This window comes from Pseudoflavonifractor gallinarum, from assembly GCF_014982855.1.
GTDB lineage: Bacteria > Bacillota > Clostridia > Oscillospirales > Oscillospiraceae > Pseudoflavonifractor_A > Pseudoflavonifractor_A gallinarum.
Map to the genome: position 1 here is coordinate 1 of NZ_JADCKF010000004.1, position 24,532 is coordinate 24,532.

A 24,532-nucleotide genomic window follows, 5' to 3' on the forward strand; every position below is an offset into this window, starting at 1 on the left:
GTGGGGCAACAAGAAATACATGAATATGAAGCACCTGGAAGCAGCCTTTGAGGATGCCTCCATTGCTGGCTAACTTCATTCATGCCAGGGGCTGTAAACCAATTTGCGCAAAACTCTTGACACTACCTTTGTAAACGCCGAAGTGCGAGCATATTGCACGACTAAGCTGGTACAATGGCAGTGCTTATACCAGAACCCAAGACACCCGAGGATGGACATGGGCCCACTCCGTGAATCAACAGTACATTGAGTGCAACATTAACCCCGTTTCCTATCACATTGGCAATCAGAACACTACGCGTATCGCCTACCCCAATCAGAACGCCATGCAGGACAATTGCAGGGCCGGAAAAGCCAAGATTACCAATAACTGAAGCGCCACGGCCAGCGCTCCAGCATGCCGTAAAAGCGGAACAGTGCAGATCCATGTAAGAAAAAGAAATACAGACTCACAGAATCAGGGAAGCCCTTGCACAAGCGGTCAGCGGACAGTCCGGGTTCTGTCCTCGCAGACGAGCCGCATAGGCGCTCAATGCAACAGAATAAGATTGGGTCAGATAGAGGATCACCATACGGGGCCGCGAAAAAATACCGACCGCCGCCACTGCTGTGGTCCCCAAAGCGGAGACCATCAACAGATCAGCAGCGGTCAGCAGCATGAGCAGCAACCCTTCAGCCGCTGCCGGCCAGGCCAGTTTCCAGAAAACTTTATGTATGCCCATAGGCGATCAACGCTTCTCCCGCATGAACACCCAATGCGGTGGTGTGGTAGAGAACAATGCCGTCAAATTCTGCCCGTACCTCCTGAAGCAGTTCCCCTGTCAACGATTCCAGACGGCCCAGAATATCTCCCGCGCGGACAACTTGGTTTTCCACCACCACAGGATACCAGAAGCCGTCAGAGCTAGATCTCACATAGCTGGCCTCCACAATTTCCTGCTGCACCCGGTTTTTCTCGCCTCCAGGCAGGATACCCAAGTGTCCCATCAATGCATAGACATCCGCCTTGCATGCGTCCACCTCCGGCTGAGACCATCGCCCCTGGCCTCCCCGTTCAATGAGCAATGCAGGAACGCCTCTCTGTACCGCCCAGCTATACAAACCGTTTCTGGCAGTGGAACGCACTCGATAGTCTACAGAAAGCACCTTTGCCGCCTCCAGTGCTGCCGCATTGACGTCTTTTTCACCGGCTGTCGGGAAAAAGACCAACGGATGGAGGGACTCATTGCAGTCTCCACTGTGCAGATCTGCCAGAAAGTCGGCTGAGGAATAGAGAGCATCCTCCAGAGCAAAGGCCAGCCGTCGGCCAAGACTGCCGTTTCTGTCGCCTGGGAACGCCGCATTGAGATTTACCCCATCCTCAGGGATCACTCGCTTTGCTCCCGCATAAAACCCATAGGGATTTGCCAGAGGCAGCAAAATGACATTCCCCGTCATGGCACCCGGATCCAGCTCCTGGGCCAAAATTCGAAGCGCCTGTACACCCACATACTCACAGCCATGTACCCCAGCGGTCACCACCAATGTCCGGCCGGGATTTTTGCCGCACAAGCAGACGCACTCCAGCGGCTTAGCATCCGGAACCGAAAGCTGCACCCAATTCCGCTGACCGGGTAAAATGGTCTCACCACAAAAAATCATACGGCTACCTCCTCGTCGGCATCAAAGACCACGATGGACTCCAGCAAACGGCGGGCATACTCGTCCTTGGTCTGACTGATCCGGCTGACCGGCATATATTCTGTCACATGCCCCTGATACAAGAACAGCACATCATCGCATAGATAGGTGATAGAGGTCAGGTCATGGGTAATGAAGATATAAGTAAGCCCCAGTTTCTCCTTCAGTTCCCGCAGCAGATCCATTACCTGAACCTGTGTATGGGCATCCAGGGAGGAAATGGCTTCATCAAAGAGAATGATCTCCGGCTTACAGGCCACAGCCCGGGCAATACACACCCGCTGGAGCTGTCCACCGGATAGCTCATGAGGGAAACGCTTTGCAAACTCGGAGGGTAACCCCACCAGTTCCAGCAAAGAGGCCGTTTCCTTGTCACGATCCAGTCTGCTTCCCTCCCGGCGTTCCCGTACCGTAAGTCCTTCGCCGATGATGTCTTTTACCCTGAAACGGGGATTGGCCGAGGTGGTGTAGTCCTGAAAGACCACACTGAGCTTGTTCTGCAGGTTCCTGCGACCAGAGCGGGAGGCATAAACCGATACGCCGTCCAACTGGACCTCTCCGCTGTCGGGCTTGAGTAATCCGCACAGCACTCGTCCCATGGTGGATTTTCCACTGCCCGATTCACCCAAAATCCCCAGGCAAGTTCCCTTCTCTACCCGCATGGAAATATCGAACAAGACCTGTTGGCGAGTGTGCCCAAAGATCTTATCCTGGCGCTCGCTGCGGAAACTGACACAGATTTTATTTAACTCAAGCATAGCCTCTCTCCTTTCCCTGCAGCACCTGGCAGTATCGGCGCATCACATCGGCTCGTTTTTCTACCAGCAGCTTTGTGTACGGATCTGAGGCGTGGTGAAGGATATGCTCAAAATCTCCCCGATCTACCACCTGGCCCTGATTCAGCACCACAATGCGGTCTGCTACTCGGGAAATGGCATTGAGATCGTGAGAAATAAAAATCATGGCTGTTTGCGCTTCTTGTTTGATGCGGATCAGCTCATCCAAAATTTCAAACTGTGTAATCGCATCAATCGCCGTGGTGGGTTCATCTGCCACCAGCAGAGCAGGTTCCATGGAGGTGGCAATGCCGATCATGATGCGCTGAAGCATACCGCCGGAAAGCTGGTGGGGATATTTTTCCAAGACCTCCTCTGGATTCCGGATCCGCATTTTTTCCAGCAGGTCCAGTGAGCGGCTGCGAATCTCATCCGCACTCCAGCTGTTGTGAGCCAGAAAGGTTTCAGAAATCTGCTGTCCAATTCGGTAGAGCGGGTCAAAACAGGTCATCGGGTTTTGCAGCACGATCCCCACCTTGCCGCCCCGCAGACGGCGCAGTTCCTCTGCGCTTTTCCCCAACAGTTCCTCACCTTGAAGGCGGGCACTGCCGGAAACCAGGAAGCTTTTATTCAGCAAACCCATAGCAGCTTTAATGGACATGGATTTTCCGCTGCCTGATTCGCCCAAAACGCCTAAGCACTCGCCCGCATGAACAGAGAAGGAAACACCCTTGACCAGTTCAATGTTTCGGCGGTGTTGACGAAGGGTCACATGTAAATCGGTAAGTTCCAAAACTGGGATCATTTTTCCACCTCTTTTGGGTCCAACACATCCCGCAGCGCATCACCCATCAGATTAAAGCAGCACACTAACACCACAATGGCCACACCGGGTGCGATCATCTGTACCGGATTGCTGGTCAGCACTTCCTTGGCCTCGTTCAGCATGGCACCCCACTCCGGCGTAGGCGCCTGTACACCCAAGCCCAGAAAAGACAGCGTGGAAATATTGATGATTGCCCAGCCCACGTCCAGGGATGCCAGCACTGCCAGATCCGAGGTAATGGAGGGAAGCAGATGCCGGAAGAGGATAAATCGCTCCGGCATGCCCACACAGCGGGAAAACTGTACAAAGTTCCGGTCCCGGTACTGCATGACGCCGGTACGGATCATACGGGCATACCAAGCCCACTTGATGAACACATTGGCGATGATCACGTTCTGTACGCTGATACCCAGCAGTCCGACCACAGCAAATACCATGATCTGGCTGGGGAAAGAAAGCATCACATCCACCACACGCATGATAACTTCTTCTACTACGCCCCGGAAATATCCAGCCATGATGCCGAGTAATGCACCCAAGCCAATGGTGCCCAGCATGGTCAGAAGCGCCAGTCCTAGTGTAGGACGGATGCCGTAAATGAGCCGCGACAAAACACACCGTCCCAAGTGATCCGTTCCAAGGGGATATTCCAAACTGTATTCCGCAAATTTGTTTAGGATATCCGTCTCATAGGGATCATGAGGGGCCAGAACCGGAGCCAGAATCCCAATTGCGGCAATGATCAGCACAAAAAGCACAGTCATCACTGCTGTGCGATTATGAAAAAAGCGTTCTCTCACTGCTCAGCTCTCCTTTCTCAGTCTGGGATCCGATACGGTCTGGAGCACATCAAAGACCAGATTGAACACCACGAACAACACGCCGATCAGCAGCACATAGGTCTGAATGACGGGCAGATCCCGATTAAAGATAGAACTGATGCACAAAGTTCCAAGCCCCGGCCAGGAGAACACATTTTCCACTACGATGGTGCCCGCAATCATTTGTGGAATGCTCATACCCATAGCCACAATGCAAGTGTGCATGGAGTTTTTCAGGATATGTTTGACCATAATAGACTTCTGAGGCAGACCGCGCACATTGGCATAGAGCACATAGTCCTGATTCATATTTTCCAGCATATTATTTCGGATCAGCCGGATATAGGTAGAAATATAACTCAGCGCCACCGTAAAAGCCGGCAGGATGAGATGCTGCCAAGTGCCACTTCCATTGGTGGGCAGAAGGTCAAGCTTTACGCTGATACCCCACATTAACAGCAGTCCCACCCAGTAGGCGGGCATAGCAGTGGAAATAAAGATAATGGCCCGCATAATCTTATCAAACCATCCGTCCTTGTAAACCGCACACAAAAAGCCAATGGGTACGCTCAGTATAAGCACAATCACAAAGGATACCGCAGCCAACTGCAATGTTGCAGGCAGGCAGCGCACCAGTTCCCCCGCTACAGTACGGGCAGGATTGACATAGCTGATGCCAAAGTCACCATGCAGACACCCCAGCACCCAGTCAAAATACCGGACAATGAACGGCTTGTTCAGACCCAGCATTTCCTCCATTTCGGCGATTGCTTCTTCCGTGATTACCGGCATCTGTTGGACTCGCAGTGCTACCTCGGCTGGATTTGATGGAATGAGATTGATAAATACGAAGCAGACAAAGGAAATTGCCAGCAACAGCGGAATCGTCAGCAACAGCCGACGGATGACATAGCGTTTCATAAATTTCCCTTCCTTTTATGGCGATCCAGTCCCAGCAGAAGGGCCGCTCCCGAAGAAGCGGCCCTTCTGTGACACAGGTGATTACTCAAAATACATGTCCGCAAAGGGGACATCATACTGATCGCTGCCAAAATGGACGCCCTGTAGTTCAGAGGTATAAAGGGCCTTGTTGCACTCATAGGTCAGGGGGATGTAGACGGCATCCTCGTGGAGGCGAGTCAGCACAAAGGTATACAGTTCCTGACGCTCGGTTTCATCTGTGGAGGTAAGAATATCGGTGATGGCCTGGTCAATTTCTGCCTTATCCTCCAGACCCAGCTGCGCAGCATAGTCGCCGTAAACCGGGGCGCGCATTGCAGCCAGAGAAGACTGAGGATCATAGGGCATACCCCAGCAGATATTGAATACCATGTCAAAGTTGCCCGCCTTCATATTGTCTCGATAAGATTGCTCTTCCTCGCCGTGAATATTCAGAGAAATACCCAGCTTCTGATACTCACTCTGAAGATACTCAGAGATGGTCTTTTCCGTCACGCTGTCACTGTTGTACAGCAGATCCAGCTCCAGCTTTTTACCATCCTTCTCACGGATTCCGTCGCTGCCCATCACCCAACCAGCTTCATCCAGCACCTGTCCTGCAACAGCGGTATCGTAGGCATAGGGCTCCAAATCCACATCGCAGTAGGGAACGCTGGTCGCATACAAGGTGTCGGCGGGCTGCTCCAAGCCATAGAAGATGCCTTCCGAGATGGCCTCCCGGTTGGTGGCGTGCTGGAGAGCCTGACGGACAGCCTTATCACCCAGAATTTCGTGTGTAGTATTCAGAACAATGTGGCGGGTAGAGGTGGGCTCAGACAAACTCACCGTAAACTGATCGCTGTCCACATACTGGCTGATTGCATCGGCATCCAGCATGTTCTTGCCAAAAATCAGGTCAATTTCTCCCTTTTTCAAAGCCATGATACGGGTCTGGTTGTCTGGAATGACCTTGACGGTGATCTTCTCAATGGCCGGAGCCTCGCCCCAGTAGTTCTCGTTGCGCTCAAATACAGCGTATTCGTCAGTAACAAAGTCGGTCAGCACATAGGGACCTGTTCCGATGTAGCCCTCCACTCCATCCTTGGTGCTGCCGTTAATCATACAGTTGGGCGAGATCATCGCAAAGGGACGAATGCAGCCCAGCTCGGTAAGCATGGGATAGTAGGGCTCGCTAAGCTCAATCACAAACGTATCGCTGTCCGGCGCGGAGACTCCCACCAGCAGGTTCATCATTTCCAGCCAAGTATGCCGCTCCTTGTTTTCGATGATGGCGTTGAAATTCGCCAGAATAGCATTGGCATCACACAGCGTTCCATCCGAAAAATAAACATTATCACGGATATTGAACGTGTAGACGCAACCGTCTTCGCTGATGGTCCAGCTCTCTGCCAAACAGCCCTTATAGCCATCATCCGTGATACTCACCAGGGTATCGTAGAGAATACTCTGGGCATACATCTCACCGGCATACAGATGGGGATTGAGATCCCGAATGTCCCGATAGTTGACGAAGACCAGCTCATTTTTTGCCTCTTCCCCCGTACCGGATGTGGTCTGGCCGGGATCCGAGGTCTGGCCACAACTAGCCAGACAGGTGAGTGCAAGCGCGCCGCTCAATACGGCAGAAAGTAGTTTTCTTTTCATTTTTCCCTCCGATAAGCAGTGTCGAATTATCAACCGACTGTTATTCAGTATACAGTAGTTAGCAGCAGCTTACCAGAGCACAAATTTTCATGGAGAACTATAACGATTTGTTATAGTTCTCCACTGCTTACAGCATCTTTCGAAAACGCTCTACTACCCACCGAGCATGGGCAGACAGTGCCCGCTCCGGATTAAATACATACCCCATTTGTAAAAATGGCTCACACCCGTTAATAGGAAGAGACTTGATTGCGTACTGGGTATACGGTTCATGCATAAAATCTAATCCCAGACTACACACATCAGAATGAAGCAACAGGTCAATGATCAGATGGTCACTGTTGGTATATACCACATGATGGAGCTTTTCGTTATCGATGACACCCATACTGACCCGTTCGAGGTGGTGTTCCATAGAAAAGAAGTCTCGCACACCCCGCATGAATTTCAGACTTGAAAGATCCTCAAAATCGATACTCTCCGTATGATAAAGCGGGTGACTCGGCCCAACATAGACGCAGATCTTTTTAACATCCAGAGGTACAAACTCTAAGTTCTTATGGGAAAGAATATGCTGAAAGGTTTGAACCTGTTTCAGCGCAACATATACAATCCCGATCTCAGAAATTCCTTGGTGAACATGATCGGTAATTTCCTCCACACTTCCCTCGTGATACTCGATGTGAAACTGCGTCCCCCACTCTTTATAAAAATCGACCAGCAATCTTGAAATCATATTGCTGGGATATGTGGACAACCGCAGACTGTTATGTGTGTCAGGAAGGGAGAGTGTCGAGATCGTCGCAGCCGCTTTTAATATGAGATTCGCATACTCAAGAACCGTCTCACCATATGCTGTAGGGCGAACCCCCTTCCCGCTTCGAGATAATAAAGGGCGCCCCAATTCATTTTCCAATGTACGGATCGTTTTGCTGATATGTGGTTGAGATGTGTAGAGGCAAGCAGCCGCTTGAGATAAGCTTCCTTTTTCACAGGCCACTGAAAAAAATTCAAGTTGTTTGATGTCCATTGTATTTCTCCCATCTCATTAGTTAGTCTTCGCTAACTAATTATACACTCGTTTATACTATATTTCAACAGTCTGAAACAAAAGCTATCATCATGTAACATACAATTAAGTGCGAATTGTTGATACCGCACCTTTTCCAGTACTTGATGGACATTAGATATAACAAGAGAACATAAAGCCCCCCAACCAGAAACTGTGTGGCCGGGGGGCATCATAATATATCCACAAATCAGTACTTAAACATGCAGATTGTTGCCAGTCTTCCAATCTGCTGCCTTCAAAAGTTTTTGACAGTATAGTCCATAAAATTCATCGTGTGTCAAGGATGCAAGCCACTCAGTAGAAGGACAGCAGGCGCTGGGACTCTCCTGCTGGCTTTTTCCCTGGGCGTGCTCGGGATAAACGATCAGATCTCCGTTGGCAGCATAAAAGGAACAAAGCTCCTGACACAAAATCTCTTTCACCATACAGCAGGCAATCCACTGGGGAACAGAAGTGCGGGCACAGAAGTAGGACGGGATCAGAACAGGTCCTTCCCGGGGGAGCCGAAGAAAGGTCTCCTGTCCGTCTGCCCGCAGGGCATACAGAGAGGGCACAAGGGCAGTGGACGCCTGCCCCTGACGCACGGCCTGAAAGGCGCCAATGGGCATATCGGTCACCAGACTGCGCTCCAGCAGCGCTTCTGCTGCCTGAGACCCCCATCGCTCCCAGACTGTTTTCACTACGGTTTTGACCGCCGAATTGTTGATGCCGCCCAATGCCAGACCGTTCCAGTCAGCCAGGGCAGTATGGCAGCAGACCTCCGGTTCCCTCGTATAGTAGACCAGAGGAATGGACAGGAACGGCAGCAGAAACGGCCCTCGCTCCACAGCATCCAGCATAGGACCGGAACGCAGGGACATCCAGCTTCGCACTGGATAGAGATCACCGTTCAGTTTGCAGAAAATGTCTGGATCTTCGAATACCTCCAGATCGGCAGAAACGATGAGGTCGGGAAGAACGGCATCCGGCCGGGCCAAATATTCAGACATGTGCTCCGGATATCCCAAGCCGAAATAGCGCACTTCCAATTGGATCCCATCGGGGAGCAGCTTCTGCGTCAGCGCATCCAGGAACGCCTTCTCCTGTCGGTGAAGTACGCAGATATGATTCCAGTAGAGCAAAATATGTGTCATGCCAGGAGTTCTCCCTTTCGTAACAGCGTCTGATAACGACGCTGGGTTTGGTATTCGGCTTCTAATTGCTGATAGAGGGCCGCTTCAGCCGGAGAACGTCCCACTACTGCGGTAATTGCGCCGCCGCCAAGGACGATCCGCTGCTCCGACATCAACGCTGTATGGGGGTCATGGGTGACCACCAGAACCAGCTTGTCCTGACGGCGAAGCAAATGCAGAGCCCGCTGCTTGTCGATCCCGGCGTTTTCAATCTCGTCAATAAGTACGATGGGGCTGTCACAAATGAGGGCGATATCCCCGATCATTAGGGCCCGTGATTGCCCGCCGCTGAGCTGGTTGAGGCTTTGACCCAATGTTACGGGTTCCGGCGTGATCTCGTTCACCAATTTCAGAATTTCTTCCGGGGTGATCTCCCGGCTGCGGCAGCGAGCGTGCAGGCGTAAAAAGTCTTCCACCGTGGTGTCCAGAACAAAGCGCATGTTCTGTCCAAGATGGGCTACCAGCTGACCCGACAGCCTCTGCCGATGGCAGCGGGATACGGGAGCTCCATCCAGTAAAATGGTGCGTCCGGTAACCGAGTCTCCCTGGGCCAGCTGCTCCACATCTTTGATCAGCCGAGACTTCCCTGACCCTGTGTTCCCCACAATGGTGTACAGCTGACCACGTTTGAGATGAATGGGCAAAAAGGATTCTACTGTTCCGCGCTTGTCATGCCCCGGCAAAATGGTCAGGCACTCCATACCGGCGCCTCCTTTCCAAAGTCGATCTTACCCACAACGCCCTGCTGGAACGCTCCGCCTACCCGGCGTTCTCCCACACAATAGGAGCATACCCCGCTTGGCATGGTATGGCGAAGCACATCCTCTCCGGAGCTACAGTTGGCGGGCTGCTCCAGCAGCCACTGCGCCAGGCGGTCGATGCCATATCCGGCCAAGCCATCTACCGGGAACAGCGCTGCCTTTGGGTTTAGCTCCCCAATTTGCCAGGAAATGATCTCCAGCTCAGCCTGGGAAACCATATCCGTTTTGGTCAGCACCACAAAGTCCGCCTGGGTGAGCATGGGGCCAAGCTGTCCCGGCGCCTTGCAGCTGGCAGTACAGTCCAGGACGCATCCCGCCACCATGTGGATGGTGGCAGGGGAACAGCGATGACACAGGCCCGCTGTCTCAATCACTAATGTATCGCAGCGCTGTCCGTCCGCCCAATCCCACAGCTCAGGCAAATTGGACACAAGGAAGTGATCCGGGCAAATATCCCCGCTCAGGCCAGTGACACAGGGTAAGCCCAGTTCCTCAAAGACTGCGGCATCTCCGCTTTGCAGGCAGTCGATCTTGCAAACGCAGGGGGGTGCCCCGCTCTGCTTGAGCAGCGGAAGAAGAGATCGCAAAACAGAGGTCTTCCCTACTGCAGAAGCTCCAGAGAATAAGAAAATGTGATTTGGCATGCGTGTGCTCCTCTCCAGTCATGCAGTTAGCATCAGCTTACCACCTGACTGTGCCACTTGTCAGTATCAAGTGAGACTGAGAACGCAGCTTTTTTTCTTGACGAAAGCGATATTAGGCATGTACAATAATATATGGTTAGCAAAAGCTAACTTATTGAAATGAGGTGAGGTGTTGGAACAAACTGAGCTGTCTCAGAAGCTGGCGCTTTCTGCTTTGCTGACAGACGTTACACTGCCTGGGGAAAAGGTATCCACCCAGGTTTTCCGGTGTGGGCAGATCGTCAGCGACATTCCCCGGGGGATCCCATCCATCGGTCTGATCACACGGGGCAGGATCGAGGTCTATTCCGTAGCATTGGACGGAAAGGATATCCTGCTCAATGAACTGTCGGCTGGAGAATGCTTTGGCATCTGCAACCTCTTGGCTCAATCCGAGCTGGAAACTGTACTCAGATGCAGCGTGGAGACAGAGATCCTCTATATCCCGAAAGCGGTGCTGCTGGAGTCCATGGCTGCTGATGGCACCCTTGCCCTCCGGTTTGCCGCAGTTTGCAGTGAAAAAATCCAGTTTCTCTTGAAGCGGATCGAGCTGCTCACCATGCAGTCCTGCCGGGGGCGTGTCATCGCCTTTCTCCTTGCCCATAGCAATAAAGGCGGCGAGGTAATTTTTCGTGGCTCACGGGAGGATCTTGCCCGCCATTTGGGCGTCAGTCGTGCCGCCCTGTTCCGGGAGCTGGCAGCGCTGCAGACCATAGGAGCTATCGAGTCCCACGGGAATCTGTTCCATGTAATGGATCCGGGCCAGCTGGAAGATCTGCTCTATCATCCATCCAACACCAAATAGACCACCCAGAAAGGAATACGATCATGAAAAAGCTCTTGTCTCTCATTTGTTCTCTGTCTCTGTCTGCGGCGCTTCTTGCTGGTTGCTCCTCCACACCCCAGGAGCCCACCGCCTCTCAGACACCCTCTGATTCGGAAACTCCCACCACCAGTCAATCGGTCACGACGGAAGCCGTGGATGTGAAGGTAATGGCCCTCAAGGGTCCTACCGCCATGGGAATGGTGCAGTTCATGAGTGAGACGGATAACGGCTCCATAACCGACAACAACTACGACTTTACCATCACAGCCATGACAGATGAGGTCTCTGCGGCCCTTTCCCAGGGTACCACAGACATTGCCGCAGTTCCGGCCAATCTGGCTTCCGTCCTCTATAACAACACAGAGGGCGGCGTACAGGTCCTGGCGATCAATACGCTGGGTGTGCTGTACATTGTCGAGAGTGGGGATACCGTTCAGTCCATGGAGGATCTGCGCGGTAAAACCATCTATGCAAGCGGGAAGGGCGCCACACCGGAATACGCTCTGAACTATGTACTGGCCCAGAACGGTATCGATCCCGCCAGTGATGTGACCATTGAATGGAAAAGCGAACATGCGGAATGCCTGGCTGCGCTGACTGCCCAGGAGAATGCCATCGCCATGCTGCCCCAACCCTTTGTCACCATAGCCCAGGGCAAAAGCGACCGTATCCGCGTGGCCCTGGATCTGACGGAGGAATGGGACAAGCTGCAGGCGGACAGCGAGACGCCCTCTACACTGGTCACCGGAGTGGTGGTGGCCCGGACAGAGTTTGTCCAGGAGCATCCCGAGGCCGTCTCCACCTTCCTGGATCACTACGCCTCTTCCGTGGAGTTTGTCAATGCCAATGTTGAGGATGCCGCCCAGCTGGTCGGCACCTATGACATCGTTACCGCGGAGGTTGCCCAGAAAGCCATCCCCGCCTGCAATATCGTCTTTGTAGAGGGTGCCGAGATGAAGGACAAGCTGTCCGGTTATCTGACCGTTCTCTTCGACCAGAACGCCAAATCTGTGGGCGGCGCTCTGCCCGCTGACGACTTCTACTACAGCCGCTGAGGAAGATGAGACGCGCCGGAATACTACGGCCCTGGGCGGTGTTTGTATGGCTTCTGGTCTGGCAGATAGGGGCCATGGCGCTGGATCAGCAAATCTTACTGGTCTCGCCCATACAGGTTCTGGCCCGGTTGGGGGAGCTGGCCCTTCAGGGGTCGTTCTGGAAGGCCGTGGGATTTTCCATGCTGCGGATTACCGGCGGCTTTCTTTTAGGGGCAATAGTGGGTACCGTTCTTGCAGCGTTCTCTGCCAGGCTGCGCCTGGTGGAGGAGCTGCTGGCCCCTCTTCTGCTGGCCATCAAGTCCATCCCTGTGGCCTCGTTTATCATTCTGTCCCTGATTCTGTTTTCTTCCCGCAATCTGTCCATCCTGATCTCATTTTTGATGGTTCTGCCGGTGCTGTATTCCGGGGTTCTGGGCGGGATCCGTGCCATGGACCGTCAGATGCTGGAGATGGCGCAGCTGTTCCGGATTCCCACGCTCCGGCGGATCCGTTATGTGTATCTGCCACAGGTGATGCCCTATTTTCAGGCGGCCTGCGCATCCGCTTTGGGTTTGTGCTGGAAGTCGGGGATCGCTGCCGAGGTCATCGGTATGCCAACAGGCTCTATCGGCGAGCGGCTTCAGCAGGCCAAGGTCTATCTGGACACGCCGGATCTGTTTGCCTGGACACTGGTCATCGTACTGGTAAGCCTGTTATTTGAGCGGTTCTTTTTGGTAGTGCTGAGACAGGCTGCGCACCACTTGGAGAGGATGTGAGCTATGCAGGATATTGTGATGCACAGGTTGTGTAAGTCTTTTGGGGAAAAATCGGTGCTGCGGGATGTATCTGGTACATTGGCGGCGAACCGTATCACCGGGCTGATGGCTCCTTCTGGTGCTGGAAAAACCACGTTGCTGCGGATCCTTATGGGGCTGGAGCAGGCGGACAGCGGCTGGATCGACGGTCTGGATGGTCTCCGCCTCAGCGCAGTATTCCAGGAAGATCGTCTATGTGACCAACTGGACGGCGTATCCAACCTCCGCTTGGTAACTCCGTCCCTGAGCCGGGCAGAAGCCAGAAAAGCTTTGGAGACGGTGGGGCTGGCCGACTGCATCGGTCAGCCTACCCGGGAGCTTTCCGGAGGACAGCGGCGCAGAGTGGCGATTCTCCGCGGTCTGCTGGCCGACTATGACCTTCTGATCCTGGATGAGCCTTTCAAGGGCTTAGACCGGGAGACCAAACAGTTGGTGATGGAGGATACCCGCCGCCGATGCACGGGAAAAACCGTGCTCCTTGTCACGCATGATCCCACAGAACTGGATGCGCTGGGCGTAACCGAATTGCTGACAGGACTGGAATTGAACAGCCCCAGATTGAGCGGACAGTACAGAAAAGAGCCCTGATAGGAAATATTGAGATTTGAGTGGAGAGGCGTCGCTTGCGTGACGCCTCTCCTTTTTGTATAAAGAAAACCACTCGCTAGGCAAGTGGTTTTCTTTATACAAAAAAGACTTGAAACCGAAGTTTCAAGTCTTTTCATGGTGGAGATAAGCGGGATCGAACCGCTGACCTCTTGAATGCCATTCAAGCGCTCTCCCGAACCATCTGGTAGGCACACCCCCTGATAGTTTGGGGCAGCGCTCATCTCCACACCCGCGCAACAATTCAATTTGCTTACTTATATTAACATGGAGGATTTATGTTGTCAACTGGCCATATCTCTTAGGATATGTACCCCATGCCACTGGTGTGACATGGGCGAGGGCTTATTGTGCTATGGACAGCTCACTTGTATCACATTCGGAAACTCCATCGATACCGTTAAGGAACTGCTCCACATTGATGTTGAATTCAATCTTGATATCGTAGTCCTTGCAGACCGAGACTTTTTTGATGATGTAGCCACAAATCATCTTTTTGACTTCCATAGGACTATCATCAAAAATCTTGGACCAGGACACGATCTGATTGAACTCAGCCTTCATCTCCTCGATTTTAGAGTTTCCATCGTTCAACTCCGCTGTAAGTTCCGTGATGCGTTCACTGCTGGATAGCACCTTTTGACGGGCGTCCTCCAGCATCTCAGATAGAACATCTTGCGGCAGTGCGCTTTTACCCTGAATCGCTTTCAGTACCTCAGCTTTAAGGGATTCGTATTCCTTATTGGCCTTGGTGTTTTCAGCTCTGGCTCGCTGCAGTTCCGAGCGGATCATAGCCATCTGCTTTTGAACCGCACTTCCCACGATCATATCACCGGAAGCGCCTTGCATCTTGTTGAAGACCTGATGAAGTACCTCCGTAACAATCCCGTCCACGATATGCATCGTATATCCGGTCTGTCCGGTACACTCCTGACGACGCCGTGTCTTATTGTAGCACACATAGCGAATGCGCTTTTTGTAAACCGCTGTTCCATCCGCTCGACGGACCGTTTTCCCGTTCGTGGTAAGTACCAAGCGGCCTCCGCAGTGTCCACAAAAGATATTTCCGGAGAGCAGGGACTGTCCTGTCGTATTCAGCGGCACTGTTCGATGCTCTTTTCGCTCATTGGTTCGCTCCAGCATCAACTTCTGTGCCAGATCAAAGTGGTCCGGGGCAATGATTTGAAGCTCATCAAAGGGACCAGCATAGGTTTCGCCGCTTCGAAGGATTCCTTTATAAAGTGGGTTATGTAGGATACCTCCCACACTGGCATCATGCCAGTTTTGTCCCTTTCGATTCTTGATGCCATGATCGTTGAGGAAGTTAGCGAGGCGCCATCTGCCATATCCGGACGAAACACAGAGATCAAACATCATTCGGACGACTCTGGCCTCATCCTCATCGATGACCAGCATATATACCTCATGCTTGCGCTTGTTGAGGATGCCGCTCTTTTCCAGCCGGTATCCGTATGGTGCGTTTCCGCCTCGGAACCGTCCTTCTTCAACCATCTGCCCAAGGGCTGTTTTGGTACGCATTGAGGTTTTCTGGCTCTCACCATCAGCCTGCCAGAAGCGAATGTAATTGGTCAGGCGATCCGTGTGGGATTCAAACCTCTGCTCGCCTTCTTTCACGCTCCAAACGCGGACTCCCTTTTTGGCGAACCACTCTACAACAAAGGGAGTTTCATCCGATTTACGACCCAGACGGTCGAACATGAATACGAGCAGGATATCGAATTTTCCCTGCTCTGCATACTTCTTGATAAGCTGTAGCTTGTCCCGATCATCGGCGCTGACCTTGTAGCCGGATACGCCGGTTTCTTTTTCTTCACCTACGATAATCCAACCCATCTTATCTGCGAAGTCATGGCAGGCTTTTCTTTGCATGGGGATGTCCGCCTGATTCTGATCATCATGATCGACCTGCTTACTGGTGGAAACTCTGTACAAACAATAAACTCTTTCAGCCATTTTGATATCCGTCCTCTCATTTTGTTTTGTGTGAGAGGGCGAACACTCAATTCATCCTATTCGATTTTCAAGGTTCCTGGCTTTTTTCGCCGTACCCATTATCTCACACAACGGCCAGAATTGCCAGGGAATTCATCGGTTTTCGGAGAGAAATGTGCCTTGCAACCTGATCTATTTTTGAAGCATTGCATAGGAACTCAGAAGTGATTGCTTTACAAAGGCAGCCGCTTCCAGGTTTGGCCGTTCCGCAAAACAAAGTGTAACCTTATAACCTTGTACATTGATTTTCATTTCTGCTTTTGGGGTATCGCTTTTGAGCGGTTTATTCATGCTAAAGCCTCCTTGTATAGAAGGCCACCCATCAGGACCGATGAGCGGCCCTGTGAGATTCTACTTTCATAAAAAGAGCCGGCTATCTGATCGATAGCCGGCTCTTTGTGGATCACCATTCCATCTGGTTCATATCCGGAAGTTTTTCGCTGTCCAAATCGACCACATGGGTCAGCGGTATTTTTATATCATCTACCAGAATCAGTACCTGGTTGAATTCATCTATTCTTCTCAGGCGTCCAGTAGTTGTTATATATTGACCACCATCCTTTTTCTCATCTGGTCGGAACCATGTTACGGTAATCTCCGGACATTCTTTGATATGCTCCAATAAGATGCGCTGCTTTTGATCAAGCACTGCCTTATCATCATCGCTTAATTCAATTTGTCGGTCCGTCAGCCTCGCCGTTTCGGCAAGAGCTGCGCTGTGACCGGCAAGAGCCGCAAAGGGAGAAAACTGGGCCGCTCGGTCTGAGATAGGCATTCTCGGATGTCTGGAAGAGGTAGGATGCGGCAGCGAAATAATATCATCATAGGGACCGCTCATGCCTGATGTCCTCCAATCGTCTGATTTCTCTCTCTGGCTGTGGCCCCATCTTCCAGGTTCAAACCTTTGAGGATAGCGTTCTTACCAAACTTCTTTTTGATCCCCAGTATGGTTTCCTGAATCTTTCTCTCCCGAGCGTGTTCAGCTGCGTTTTCTGCCTTTTGCTTTTCCTTTGCCGCATAGTCAGTGAAGAGATCCAACTGCTCCACCTCGTCCTGCTTGGGTACTTTTTCTTCATGAAGTAGACGATTTGCGCTGATACTGAGACGACGAACCAGCAACGCCTTGTCCACGATTCGATCATAGAGAGCGGTGATTGTTTCCAGTAGATCGTTTGCCGAAGATGTATAGGAGAAATTTTCTGTCCCTACAGCGTGCTTGGGAATCTTTCGTCCGTAACGGTCCGTGGTGGTTTCTCCGGCATACGCTGCGCCCCCTCGGGTGGGTGCCAGATTTTCAATGTCATAGCCTACAGTCAACACCAGCTGGTTGGTGACCAGTCCTTTATCTACCAGATCCAGTGCCAGCGAATCCGCCATCTCGCGGACTACCAGTCGCGCCTTATCAAAGGGATAGGGACACTGAAGCACCTGACCGGAAACGATACTCTTGTTTTCTGGCTTGTATGCTTTCACATCTGCAATGGTGCAGGGTTCCCAGCCCCAAGCATGGTCAATGAGCAGTTCTGCGTTGACCCCAAAGAGGCGGTAGAGCAGTTCCTCATTGTGATAGTCCGTGGGCTTCCCAATGGAACACCGGGCAATGTCGCCCATAGTGTACAGGCCATTCGCCTCCAGTTTGGTGGCGTACCCTCTGCCGACCCGCCAAAAATCCGTGAGCGGGCGGTGACTCCAAAGCAGTTTCCGGTAGGTCATCTCGTTTAGTTTGGCAATCCGTACACCATCCTTATCTGGCTGGACATGCTTTGCTACGATATCCATGGCGATCTTGGCCAAATATAGGTTTGGCCCCATTCCGGCCGCAGCAGTGATTCCGGTGGTTTTCAGTATATCCAAAATAATCGTCTGAGCCAGCTCTCTGTCAGTCATCTTATAGGTGTCCAGGTAGTTGGTGACATCCATGAAGACCTCATCAATGGAATATGGAAAAATATCCTCGGGAGCCAGATATTTCAGATAAACGCCATAGATTTTAGTGCTCCAGTCAATATAATGCGCCATCCGGGGTGGAGCAACAATGTAGTCCAGTGCCAGAGAAGAGTCTCGCTGTACTTCCGGGTCGTTCCAGGACGAACCAGTAAGCTGCCGTCCGGGAGCCGCCTGCCTGCGTCTGGCATTGACCTCTGCCACCTTCTGCACTACCTCGAAGAGCCGTGCCCGTCCCGAGATACCATAGGATTTTAGGGATGGGGTGACCGCCAGGCAGATAGTTTTTTCTGTGCGACGGAGATCCGCCACAACAAGGTTTGTTGTCATCGGGTCCAATCCGCGCTCCACACATTCTACACTTGCATAAAAACTTTTGAGATCGCAACAGATGTAGGTTCGTTCCTTCATACCTGACTCACTTCCTTTCCCTATATAATGTGTACTGCTAATTTAACGCCATTATAGCACACTTGTTCTATGCCCGCTATTGTAAATTGTCACCATCATTATAGCGCCAAAAGCCCCAGCATTAAACCTACACTGAGGACGGCTATTAATAATGTGGTGTGTTTTCCTCACACCAAGCCAACACTGATTCCGAGTGCCTGGTTAACCTGTTGCATTTCGTAGTCGTTAAGTACTCCAATCCGATCCATGAGTCTGGACTTATCGATTGTGCGAATCTGCTCCATTAAGATTACAGAGTTGCAACGCAGTTTGTCTACCTGTCGATTGATACTAACATGGGTTGGAAGGTTTGTCTTTCTCCTACTGGTTATGGGAGCTGCAATCACAGTAGGGCTGTACCGGTTCCCGACATTGTTCTGGAGAATCACAACAGGACGGATACCACCCTGTTCAGACCCAACCACTGGCCGCAAATCTGCATAGTAAATGTCCCCGCGATAATATGTTTTCAAGAAACCCACCTCCTTAGTTTTTAGAGCTTAATACCACAAAAATAGGGACCGCTCCCACATCTCCCGCCTCTGGTTGGAATGCTTGCATACATGGCATATTCCGGTCAATAAACGGTACTTGGGCAGAAGCGGTCCCCATGGCTTCTGATATTAAGACTTCACATTTGTGTTGTCTTTATGCTGCGCTCGTATTCGACACTACTTCCCCAAGCGCAGAACCAGCGAATACAATGCTGGCTCATAGGGCGATTAGTCTGAACCACGGATGGCTTCACCGTGTCATGGGAATCTCACCCCCGGCAGGATCTCTGTCGGCCGCCCTCCTTGCTTGCGTCTGGGACTGGACGGAAGTATCATTATCCCTGATGGAATCATTGCGATACAGCTTGCCACAGGCTGTTTTATGGACGAATGGACCCGCTTAGCACCTTATTTGGCCGTCGTTGATAGGTAATTATGCAGTTGAGCCTTCGAACTCTTATTCAATTCAATGTTTTCTTCGAGTCAATCTGCAACAGCACCTACAGGTGGTCTTGGCGCATTCTCCAATGTCGCTTGCCCCGGTCACGAGGCCCCATCAGGAAAGTATTCAGACAATCGGATATTCGGCTTTCAAGGTTCACGAGGGAGAGATAAATTTACCCCCTCACTACTAAGCCGAGTTCGTGAGGGGGTTGAGAACCAAAAATTTTTTATTTTGCTTTCATCATGGTTCTGAGTTTGTCCAAGACCTTCTGCCGGCGCTTATTGACACCCTTTTGGGAAATGCCAATCTGCTGTGCATATTCCCGTTCTGTCATGCACTCAAAGTACAACGCCTGTATCAATTCCATATCCTGCGGAGGAAGCATACCAAGGTATTGGTGCAGTTTTTCACGCAAGATACTGTAAATGGCAGAATCCTCAACTCGTTCAGAGGTCATGTCGGGGATCATATCCTCACCAAGCAGTTCATCTGTGTCGAGGTCACTATATAAGACCTTGCCATTCCTTATGTCTTTCTCATCCAAAGTACGAGTGTGTCGTTCAATACTGTAATATGCTCGATACACTTCTTTGCTAACATCTACCAGGATTCCATCTACCCGAATCCTGTATTTTCTTTCTTCTGCCATGTGGCAAACCTCCGTAGCTTCAAGATTTTGATTGGTGAATCAAAACCTCGGAGCTACGGGTACTTGGCAGTGAACGCCTCCCAGCGCATGCCGGCCCTCCTAATGCCGGGCAGAAAAAAAGCCGGGGGGCGTTATAACGCCCTCCGGCTCATTCCTGCCGCCATATTTGCGGCAGGAATGAAAAAGGACCCGGTCACCGCGGAAAGCGGTGTCGAGTCCTTATGTTAAGTATTCAAATTTTAGAGCATACCTGCCACTGTAGCCAGTATAGCAGGTTCAAAATCGGAAGGGAGTAGGGATTCCGTCGGGGATGTATCGGGCTTTAGTCGGGATAAAGTCGGGGCACCCCATCCATCAATTCAGGGATAACATAGCCAAACAGACAGATAGAAAACAGATAAATCGCCTCCTTTTTTCGGTCATAAAACACGCTGCGCTCCATATTCAACTCATCCAGAAGCTCTTTTTCGGTACTATTGAAACGGTAAATGAATTGCTTGCTGAGGATCTCATAGTACAACTCTCCTCGATCTGGATACCGCTTCAGGCGTAGTAATGCACGATTGATTACATCTACCAGCATTTGGCTTTGGATAACGCAGCAGACTTTCTCCTCAAAATCCTGCAAATCTATATCTGGAGCAAAGTTCTCCAGATAGCATAGTCCGGTACTCAGGTCCTGATCGCCCAATTCCCAGGCATACTCCTGGAGCTCTTGAGCTCGCTCACTCAACACCCAGACAACATCCCGATAAATTTTGAGAATCAACTTGCTCTTATGAAAAGCCACCGTGCTGTCCAGACCAAGTGATGAAAGTCTGCTGTGGCATTTGCGGATCGTTGCACTCTCTTTCCTCATGGTTTCCTCCTTCCTTGTTCGCTGGCCAGCGAACATTTTGAGCATAAAAACTTACCAGGGGCAGGTATAGGGTCCTGGTGAGGACCCTATATCCAAGGCACCCTTATTTACATTAAATTGTGCGACTGCAAGCGAATTTGCATAGCTTGTTTGGAAACCTCAAATATCTGAGCCATCTCTGCAACTATTTGCTCCATAGTTCTTCCGGAGCGGAGACGATAAAAACACTTTTTGATTTGCGGAAGCGGCATCAGAAGGGCTGTTGCCAACGCATCCGCTTGTCTCTCTATCACTCCATCGCTCTCGTCAGTAGAGCACTGTCCATTGTATGCTGCAATATTTCCAGTCCCAGAATACAGATTCTTATGTAGCACCCAGTGGGCCAGCTCATGGGCACATGTGAAGCGAAGTCGCCCGATACTGCGAGTTTCACAAAGGCGTTCATCAATCAGAATCGTTCCTTTTCTGACAGCAATGATTTTATACGACCGTTCATCCATATCATATAGGATGACGGGGCCGTCATCAAAGATGGTTTCTCCCAATACAGCACCATTTTTGCGGAGAATGTGATACTCCAGAATCAGGTCGAACTTTACTTCGATGATAGCTTCGATGGGGATCGGTCTCGGTTCACCACTCAGAAGCGAGCTGTCATATTCCATCAGGATTTTGCGTGCAATAGCTTCAACTGTCTCCAAGCGAATTCGCGGAACTGACACCGTAGGCCCCCCTTATCGCGGTCGATTTTTCATTTGCTCAATGAATGCCTGCCATTCCTCGTCGGTGGCATTCACATCTTTAGAAACACGAAGTGCTGCACGAACGATATCCTTTTGCATGATATACTCTGGTAGATCGGCAGAAATCCTATTCCGAGACTTTGCAGCTAAGTCAAGCAGCCTTTCATGATCGGTTTTGCTGAGATCCAGATAGCGAGATATCCGTTCTACAAAATCACCTTCTGGTGCGGGACGACGGCTCTGCTCAACATCACTGAGATACCCACATGCAATACCAAGATGCTTTGCGGTTTCTCGCAGCGTTAGCCTAAGTTCTTTACGCTTTGCAGAGATAAACGCTCCAAAAGTCATGGTGACTTGCCTCCTGTTATTGAGGGTGTTCGCTGTGCAGCGAACTCTTAATTTCATTATAGTCAGAACAGGTGTTCTATTCAATGGCAAAAAAAAGAGTTCCCCGCAAGGTGTTAAAATTCTTTAACACCTTGCGGGGGTTCTCATATAAATGTACGAGCGATATCCTGCATTTTATCTACACAGGATTGGGGTGACAAAATTCGTATTTTTCCCATAAACTTAAATACCCACCCATAAAAGGTTCCGCTGGGGTTGACTTCAATTATCACTGTAAAGTGGGTATCATCATATGGAGATATCTCGATGTCTTCACCATAATGGTCAATGATGACCCGCATCAGCTCATTGGAACAGAGAAGTTTGACCTGCTCTGCATGCTCTGCCGCAAACATATCAACCATTTTGTTCGTATAGGCGGCTACATCAAAATCAGGCATTGGCTGGAACTTGGAATCCAACGGCTCCACGCTGGTCAGACGATCCACACGAAAATGGGCAATTCCCTTATGCTTATGAGAGTAACCAATCAAATAATAATGGTCGTTCTTCCACTCCAAAGCATAGGGGTCCAGAATATAGCGATATCCATCGTGTTTCAGGATTTTCTTTTTCTCTGGCGTGTACTCATAGTATTGGAAACTGATTTGGTGTTGATCCAAGATAGCAGTCTGAATGCTATCAATGATGTAATAGACCTTTTCGTTATGCGGCTTCACACGGCTGGAGAGGCTGGCCAACCTTTGGAGCTGTTCCGCCTGTTGGATGCTGGTCAACTGTCCCAGCTTTTGAATTAGTGCCTGAGATTTTTTCGCAGAAATCACCTTGGAGGATGCCACGGCATCTACAAGCATCTTCAACTCAGGATATTCAAAAATTCGGCTGCCAATGAAATATCTGTTTTGTGTGCTTTTGATTTGGACGATATCAATTCCTGCGGTGTCCAGCGCCTCCAAGTCAGTATAGACAGTTTGACGCACAGATGGAATCCCTTTGCTTTTGAGGTACTCTATCATCTCAGATACTGTAACCGCATGTGCTTCATCGGTTTGCTGATAAAGAAACCGCAGCAGCTCAATGATACGGATATTACTCTGCATTGTGATCACCTCCTAAATAGAGTTTTGTGCTCTCAAAATTATGCTCCTGCTGTTTCTCAGCGGCCTCCAGATGCATATTTTCCCATGTTGATGTCCAGCACCCCTCTGGGTGGCTGAATCAGAGCATCCTCATATTGGCACTTCCACTGAATCTCCCGACACATCTGGCCATCCGCCACGCCATCTATGGTTTCACCATCCTGAATGGGGTTATCATGTTCCAGAATGTAGGACGCCACATTGTAGGCATGGTTTACCACCCAATTGGGGTCCATGCCATGGAAGTGGTACTGGAGGTCAGGCAGAAACAGGGTGCCAATGCCCACCGTGTCGATGAGCATATCCTCCGTACCCTCAATGTTGAAGAATCGGACATTGACGCCAAAGCGGATGAACCGATCCGCGCCCTCAATCTGATGGGAGCGCACATCCTCTGCCAGAAACAGCTTGCCGCAGTTCTGGAAATAGAATGCTTCGCATGAGGGGTACAGCTCCGCCAGAGCCTCCAAGAAGTCGGCGTCCAGGTTGGCCCGCTCCAGCGCCGGAAGCGCCGCAGCCAACATATCGGTGGCCACCACCTGATACCGGCACTCCCGGAAAATCCGCTCTCGGTCTTCCTGGCAGTCCCACATCTGGCTCAGCAAAAAGGCATCAAAGCCTTTGCCCTTGAACTTGTCGCATTTCATCACCATCAGCTGTACCGGGCACTTGCCGTCCTGAAATTCCGCTATATGATCCAGAGCGGCAAAGCCAGCCATTTTCTTATCATAACAGAAGCACTCTGCTGATCCGATGTGTTTCCCCATTACGGCAGTCATTTTCTCTTTGTCCGGCATGTCCACCGGCTCTTTAAATAGCATCTGAATGAGATAGGGGCCGCCGGGCTGGGGGCCTTTTTTGTCATCCAGGTTCTGCTGGAACAATTTATTGCTCATTTGCTTTCCTCCTTCTTCTCCGGGAACAGCTTCCACCGGAATTCCAGTTCTTTCTGGACAAACTCTTTCGGCAGGCCCCGGGGATTGGCAATGAGATACCATACCCGAAAGGTGCGTTTCTTCGGATCTGTTTCCTGCTGGTAGAGCTGATAGCCCGCCTCATCCTCCTGCGTCCACTGTCCTGTCTGCCGCTTGGCCTGCACAAAGGGTTCCACCACCTGGTCCAGTTCCTCTTTGGTGCGGCTTGAGGCCCAGGCTTGATCCACATCATTGGCGTGGGAGAGATGGAACAACATCGAGCCCATCCCGTTCCTTGCCTTATGCTCCGGTGTTCCGCGCAATTTCACCTGATGTCGGTACTCCTCCAGCTGTTCCGCTGTTCCGTACCGTTCCACCATCTGTTCCCGCACATAGATGCACCAGCTGTAATCCTCCGGCTGGGTAAAGGGGGTGCAGACCGACTGGAGCGCCCCTACTGGGTCTGCTTCAAAGCAGTCAATAAAATTGAGGTAGTGGGCTTTGATCAGGGGCAGGAAGGTGTCCAGCAGCCCGGTGTCCAACCGCAGGTCCTCTGTCAGCATCCGAAAGAATGAACCGCCTGTTGTGGGTTCAATTCTGAAAGTGTAGAGGTAGTCATCTCCCTGCTTTATGATACAGCTGAAGCCCACCTCCACATTTCCATGGCCGATTTCGTAGTCTATGTAGTTGTAGCGGCTCCGGTCAAACCAGATCTGATAGGTCAGCCCATTTTTCATTTTCTTTTTGAAGTCGCCCTTTTTCAGACGCTTCCAGCCCTTTTCCTCCAGGCCCAGGCCGTTCCACAGGTAGTCCAGAAGCTCCTGAAATATATCTGCCGGGCGTTTTTGTTCCATA

27 protein-coding genes and 1 tRNA gene are annotated in these 24,532 nt (G+C 51.1%); 4 read left to right on the forward strand and 24 right to left on the reverse strand.

Annotation, left to right across the window (positions count from 1 at the left end):
• Positions 1 to 449 precede the first annotated feature (449 nt).
• From INF37_RS05145 to INF37_RS05195, 11 genes are all read right to left on the reverse strand, one after another.
• Positions 450 to 722 carry an MATE family efflux transporter gene (locus INF37_RS05145; protein WP_101691256.1) on the reverse strand — a complete coding sequence of 91 codons (273 nt, stop codon included), beginning with the start codon at positions 720 to 722 and terminating at the stop codon, positions 450 to 452.
• On the reverse strand, positions 709 to 1,641 hold the full coding sequence (locus INF37_RS05150) for a M14 family metallopeptidase (protein WP_193536865.1): 933 nt from the start codon (positions 1,639 to 1,641) through the stop codon (positions 709 to 711). Before INF37_RS05150 ends, INF37_RS05145 begins: the two co-directional genes overlap by 14 nt.
• Positions 1,638 to 2,438, reverse strand: coding sequence for an ABC transporter ATP-binding protein (locus INF37_RS05155; RefSeq protein ID WP_193536867.1), 801 nt, complete (start codon positions 2,436 to 2,438; stop codon positions 1,638 to 1,640). Before INF37_RS05155 ends, INF37_RS05150 begins: the two co-directional genes overlap by 4 nt.
• Complete coding sequence (locus INF37_RS05160) at positions 2,431 to 3,261, reverse strand: ABC transporter ATP-binding protein (RefSeq protein ID WP_193536869.1); 831 nt, start codon at positions 3,259 to 3,261, stop codon at positions 2,431 to 2,433. The genes INF37_RS05155 and INF37_RS05160 overlap by 8 nt, the downstream gene beginning before the upstream one ends.
• Complete coding sequence (opp1C, locus tag INF37_RS05165; protein WP_191399447.1) at positions 3,258 to 4,082, reverse strand: nickel/cobalt ABC transporter permease; 825 nt, start codon at positions 4,080 to 4,082, stop codon at positions 3,258 to 3,260. The genes INF37_RS05160 and opp1C overlap by 4 nt, the downstream gene beginning before the upstream one ends.
• A gap of 3 nt (positions 4,083 to 4,085) precedes the next feature.
• Positions 4,086 to 5,024 (reverse strand): nickel/cobalt ABC transporter permease, encoded by a 939-nt coding sequence (opp1B, locus tag INF37_RS05170; protein WP_193536871.1) that lies wholly within the window; start codon positions 5,022 to 5,024, stop codon positions 4,086 to 4,088.
• Positions 5,025 to 5,105: 81 nt separating this feature from the next.
• Positions 5,106 to 6,707 carry a nickel ABC transporter substrate-binding protein gene (nikA, locus tag INF37_RS05175; RefSeq protein ID WP_193536873.1) on the reverse strand — a complete coding sequence of 534 codons (1,602 nt, stop codon included), beginning with the start codon at positions 6,705 to 6,707 and terminating at the stop codon, positions 5,106 to 5,108.
• A gap of 127 nt (positions 6,708 to 6,834) precedes the next feature.
• On the reverse strand, positions 6,835 to 7,737 hold the full coding sequence (locus INF37_RS05180) for a LysR family transcriptional regulator (protein ID WP_193536875.1): 903 nt from the start codon (positions 7,735 to 7,737) through the stop codon (positions 6,835 to 6,837).
• A gap of 236 nt (positions 7,738 to 7,973) precedes the next feature.
• Positions 7,974 to 8,912: a hypothetical protein gene (locus INF37_RS05185; protein WP_193536876.1), complete on the reverse strand. Its 939-nt coding sequence runs from the start codon at positions 8,910 to 8,912 to the stop codon at positions 7,974 to 7,976.
• Positions 8,909 to 9,652 carry an ATP-binding cassette domain-containing protein gene (locus INF37_RS05190; RefSeq protein ID WP_193536878.1) on the reverse strand — a complete coding sequence of 248 codons (744 nt, stop codon included), beginning with the start codon at positions 9,650 to 9,652 and terminating at the stop codon, positions 8,909 to 8,911. Before INF37_RS05190 ends, INF37_RS05185 begins: the two co-directional genes overlap by 4 nt.
• Positions 9,640 to 10,356 carry a GTP-binding protein gene (locus INF37_RS05195; RefSeq protein WP_193536880.1) on the reverse strand — a complete coding sequence of 239 codons (717 nt, stop codon included), beginning with the start codon at positions 10,354 to 10,356 and terminating at the stop codon, positions 9,640 to 9,642. The genes INF37_RS05190 and INF37_RS05195 overlap by 13 nt, the downstream gene beginning before the upstream one ends.
• 169 nt (positions 10,357 to 10,525) lie before the next feature.
• On the opposite strand from INF37_RS05195, the gene INF37_RS05200 reads away from it, so the two are divergent.
• The 4 genes from INF37_RS05200 to INF37_RS05215 are packed head-to-tail and all read left to right on the forward strand — an operon-like array spanning position 10,526 to position 13,658.
• Positions 10,526 to 11,200, forward strand: a complete 675-nt coding sequence (locus INF37_RS05200; RefSeq protein ID WP_193536882.1) for a Crp/Fnr family transcriptional regulator — start codon at positions 10,526 to 10,528, stop codon at positions 11,198 to 11,200.
• Between the two features lie 23 nt (positions 11,201 to 11,223).
• Positions 11,224 to 12,276: an ABC transporter substrate-binding protein gene (locus INF37_RS05205; protein WP_193536884.1), complete on the forward strand. Its 1,053-nt coding sequence runs from the start codon at positions 11,224 to 11,226 to the stop codon at positions 12,274 to 12,276.
• A gap of 5 nt (positions 12,277 to 12,281) precedes the next feature.
• Entirely contained in the window at positions 12,282 to 13,031 is a 750-nt protein-coding gene (locus INF37_RS05210) for an ABC transporter permease (protein WP_193536886.1), read from the forward strand.
• Positions 13,032 to 13,034: 3 nt separating this feature from the next.
• Complete coding sequence (locus INF37_RS05215; RefSeq protein ID WP_193536888.1) at positions 13,035 to 13,658, forward strand: ATP-binding cassette domain-containing protein; 624 nt, start codon at positions 13,035 to 13,037, stop codon at positions 13,656 to 13,658.
• A gap of 136 nt (positions 13,659 to 13,794) precedes the next feature.
• On the opposite strand, the gene INF37_RS05220 is transcribed toward INF37_RS05215, so the two are convergent.
• The 13 genes from INF37_RS05220 to INF37_RS05280 all read right to left on the reverse strand — a co-directional run bounded on the left by INF37_RS05220 (position 13,795) and on the right by INF37_RS05280 (position 24,531).
• Positions 13,795 to 13,877: transfer RNA gene (locus INF37_RS05220), tRNA-Ala, on the reverse strand.
• Positions 13,878 to 14,021: 144 nt separating this feature from the next.
• Positions 14,022 to 15,650: a recombinase family protein gene (locus INF37_RS05225; RefSeq protein ID WP_193536890.1), complete on the reverse strand. Its 1,629-nt coding sequence runs from the start codon at positions 15,648 to 15,650 to the stop codon at positions 14,022 to 14,024.
• Positions 15,651 to 15,821: 171 nt separating this feature from the next.
• Positions 15,822 to 15,980, reverse strand: coding sequence for a hypothetical protein (locus INF37_RS05230; protein ID WP_193536892.1), 159 nt, complete (start codon positions 15,978 to 15,980; stop codon positions 15,822 to 15,824).
• A gap of 112 nt (positions 15,981 to 16,092) precedes the next feature.
• Positions 16,093 to 16,527 carry a hypothetical protein gene (locus INF37_RS05235; RefSeq protein ID WP_193536894.1) on the reverse strand — a complete coding sequence of 145 codons (435 nt, stop codon included), beginning with the start codon at positions 16,525 to 16,527 and terminating at the stop codon, positions 16,093 to 16,095.
• Complete coding sequence (locus INF37_RS05240; protein WP_193536896.1) at positions 16,524 to 18,044, reverse strand: Y-family DNA polymerase; 1,521 nt, start codon at positions 18,042 to 18,044, stop codon at positions 16,524 to 16,526. The genes INF37_RS05235 and INF37_RS05240 overlap by 4 nt, the downstream gene beginning before the upstream one ends.
• Positions 18,045 to 18,211: 167 nt before the next feature.
• Positions 18,212 to 18,556: a type II toxin-antitoxin system PemK/MazF family toxin gene (locus INF37_RS05245; RefSeq protein WP_193536898.1), complete on the reverse strand. Its 345-nt coding sequence runs from the start codon at positions 18,554 to 18,556 to the stop codon at positions 18,212 to 18,214.
• Positions 18,557 to 19,248: 692 nt separating this feature from the next.
• Positions 19,249 to 19,671: a sigma-70 family RNA polymerase sigma factor gene (locus tag INF37_RS05250; RefSeq protein ID WP_193536900.1), complete on the reverse strand. Its 423-nt coding sequence runs from the start codon at positions 19,669 to 19,671 to the stop codon at positions 19,249 to 19,251.
• A gap of 322 nt (positions 19,672 to 19,993) precedes the next feature.
• Entirely contained in the window at positions 19,994 to 20,530 is a 537-nt protein-coding gene (locus INF37_RS05255; RefSeq protein WP_193536902.1) for a hypothetical protein, read from the reverse strand.
• A gap of 107 nt (positions 20,531 to 20,637) precedes the next feature.
• The gene (locus INF37_RS05260; protein ID WP_193537192.1) at positions 20,638 to 21,195 is read right to left on the reverse strand and encodes an ImmA/IrrE family metallo-endopeptidase; all 558 of its coding nucleotides are present in this window, start codon (positions 21,193 to 21,195) and stop codon (positions 20,638 to 20,640) included.
• Positions 21,196 to 21,264: 69 nt separating this feature from the next.
• Positions 21,265 to 21,624 (reverse strand): helix-turn-helix domain-containing protein, encoded by a 360-nt coding sequence (locus INF37_RS05265; protein WP_193536904.1) that lies wholly within the window; start codon positions 21,622 to 21,624, stop codon positions 21,265 to 21,267.
• Positions 21,625 to 21,767: 143 nt separating this feature from the next.
• Complete coding sequence (locus INF37_RS05270; protein ID WP_207730447.1) at positions 21,768 to 22,724, reverse strand: helix-turn-helix transcriptional regulator; 957 nt, start codon at positions 22,722 to 22,724, stop codon at positions 21,768 to 21,770.
• 56 nt (positions 22,725 to 22,780) lie between these two features.
• Entirely contained in the window at positions 22,781 to 23,659 is an 879-nt protein-coding gene (locus tag INF37_RS05275) for a DUF4261 domain-containing protein (protein ID WP_193536906.1), read from the reverse strand.
• The gene (locus INF37_RS05280) at positions 23,656 to 24,531 is read right to left on the reverse strand and encodes a spondin (protein WP_193536908.1); all 876 of its coding nucleotides are present in this window, start codon (positions 24,529 to 24,531) and stop codon (positions 23,656 to 23,658) included. The genes INF37_RS05275 and INF37_RS05280 overlap by 4 nt, the downstream gene beginning before the upstream one ends.
• Between the last annotated feature and the right edge of the window lies 1 nt (position 24,532).

Coding starts and splice junctions, on each gene's coding strand:
- INF37_RS05185 (WP_193536876.1), bottom strand. CDS start 8,912: ATGACACATATTTTGCTCTACTGGAATCATATCTGCGTACTTCACCGA.
- INF37_RS05215 (WP_193536888.1), top strand. CDS start 13,035: ATGCAGGATATTGTGATGCACAGGTTGTGTAAGTCTTTTGGGGAAAAA.
- INF37_RS05275 (WP_193536906.1), bottom strand. CDS start 23,659: ATGAGCAATAAATTGTTCCAGCAGAACCTGGATGACAAAAAAGGCCCC.
- INF37_RS05145 (WP_101691256.1), bottom strand. CDS start 722: ATGGGCATACATAAAGTTTTCTGGAAACTGGCCTGGCCGGCAGCGGCT.
- INF37_RS05250 (WP_193536900.1), bottom strand. CDS start 19,671: ATGGCAGAAGAAAGAAAATACAGGATTCGGGTAGATGGAATCCTGGTA.
- INF37_RS05255 (WP_193536902.1), bottom strand. CDS start 20,530: ATGAGGAAAGAGAGTGCAACGATCCGCAAATGCCACAGCAGACTTTCA.
- INF37_RS05260 (WP_193537192.1), bottom strand. CDS start 21,195: ATGGAATATGACAGCTCGCTTCTGAGTGGTGAACCGAGACCGATCCCC.
- INF37_RS05160 (WP_193536869.1), bottom strand. CDS start 3,261: ATGATCCCAGTTTTGGAACTTACCGATTTACATGTGACCCTTCGTCAA.
- INF37_RS05195 (WP_193536880.1), bottom strand. CDS start 10,356: ATGCCAAATCACATTTTCTTATTCTCTGGAGCTTCTGCAGTAGGGAAG.
- INF37_RS05240 (WP_193536896.1), bottom strand. CDS start 18,044: ATGAAGGAACGAACCTACATCTGTTGCGATCTCAAAAGTTTTTATGCA.
- nikA (WP_193536873.1), bottom strand. CDS start 6,707: ATGAAAAGAAAACTACTTTCTGCCGTATTGAGCGGCGCGCTTGCACTC.
- INF37_RS05235 (WP_193536894.1), bottom strand. CDS start 16,527: ATGAGCGGTCCCTATGATGATATTATTTCGCTGCCGCATCCTACCTCT.
- INF37_RS05265 (WP_193536904.1), bottom strand. CDS start 21,624: ATGACTTTTGGAGCGTTTATCTCTGCAAAGCGTAAAGAACTTAGGCTA.
- INF37_RS05230 (WP_193536892.1), bottom strand. CDS start 15,980: ATGAATAAACCGCTCAAAAGCGATACCCCAAAAGCAGAAATGAAAATC.
- INF37_RS05155 (WP_193536867.1), bottom strand. CDS start 2,438: ATGCTTGAGTTAAATAAAATCTGTGTCAGTTTCCGCAGCGAGCGCCAG.
- INF37_RS05190 (WP_193536878.1), bottom strand. CDS start 9,652: ATGGAGTGCCTGACCATTTTGCCGGGGCATGACAAGCGCGGAACAGTA.
- INF37_RS05280 (WP_193536908.1), bottom strand. CDS start 24,531: ATGGAACAAAAACGCCCGGCAGATATATTTCAGGAGCTTCTGGACTAC.
- INF37_RS05150 (WP_193536865.1), bottom strand. CDS start 1,641: ATGATTTTTTGTGGTGAGACCATTTTACCCGGTCAGCGGAATTGGGTG.
- INF37_RS05225 (WP_193536890.1), bottom strand. CDS start 15,650: ATGGCTGAAAGAGTTTATTGTTTGTACAGAGTTTCCACCAGTAAGCAG.
- INF37_RS05180 (WP_193536875.1), bottom strand. CDS start 7,737: ATGGACATCAAACAACTTGAATTTTTTTCAGTGGCCTGTGAAAAAGGA.
- opp1B (WP_193536871.1), bottom strand. CDS start 5,024: ATGAAACGCTATGTCATCCGTCGGCTGTTGCTGACGATTCCGCTGTTG.
- INF37_RS05270 (WP_207730447.1), bottom strand. CDS start 22,724: ATGCAGAGTAATATCCGTATCATTGAGCTGCTGCGGTTTCTTTATCAG.
- INF37_RS05205 (WP_193536884.1), top strand. CDS start 11,224: ATGAAAAAGCTCTTGTCTCTCATTTGTTCTCTGTCTCTGTCTGCGGCG.
- INF37_RS05210 (WP_193536886.1), top strand. CDS start 12,282: ATGAGACGCGCCGGAATACTACGGCCCTGGGCGGTGTTTGTATGGCTT.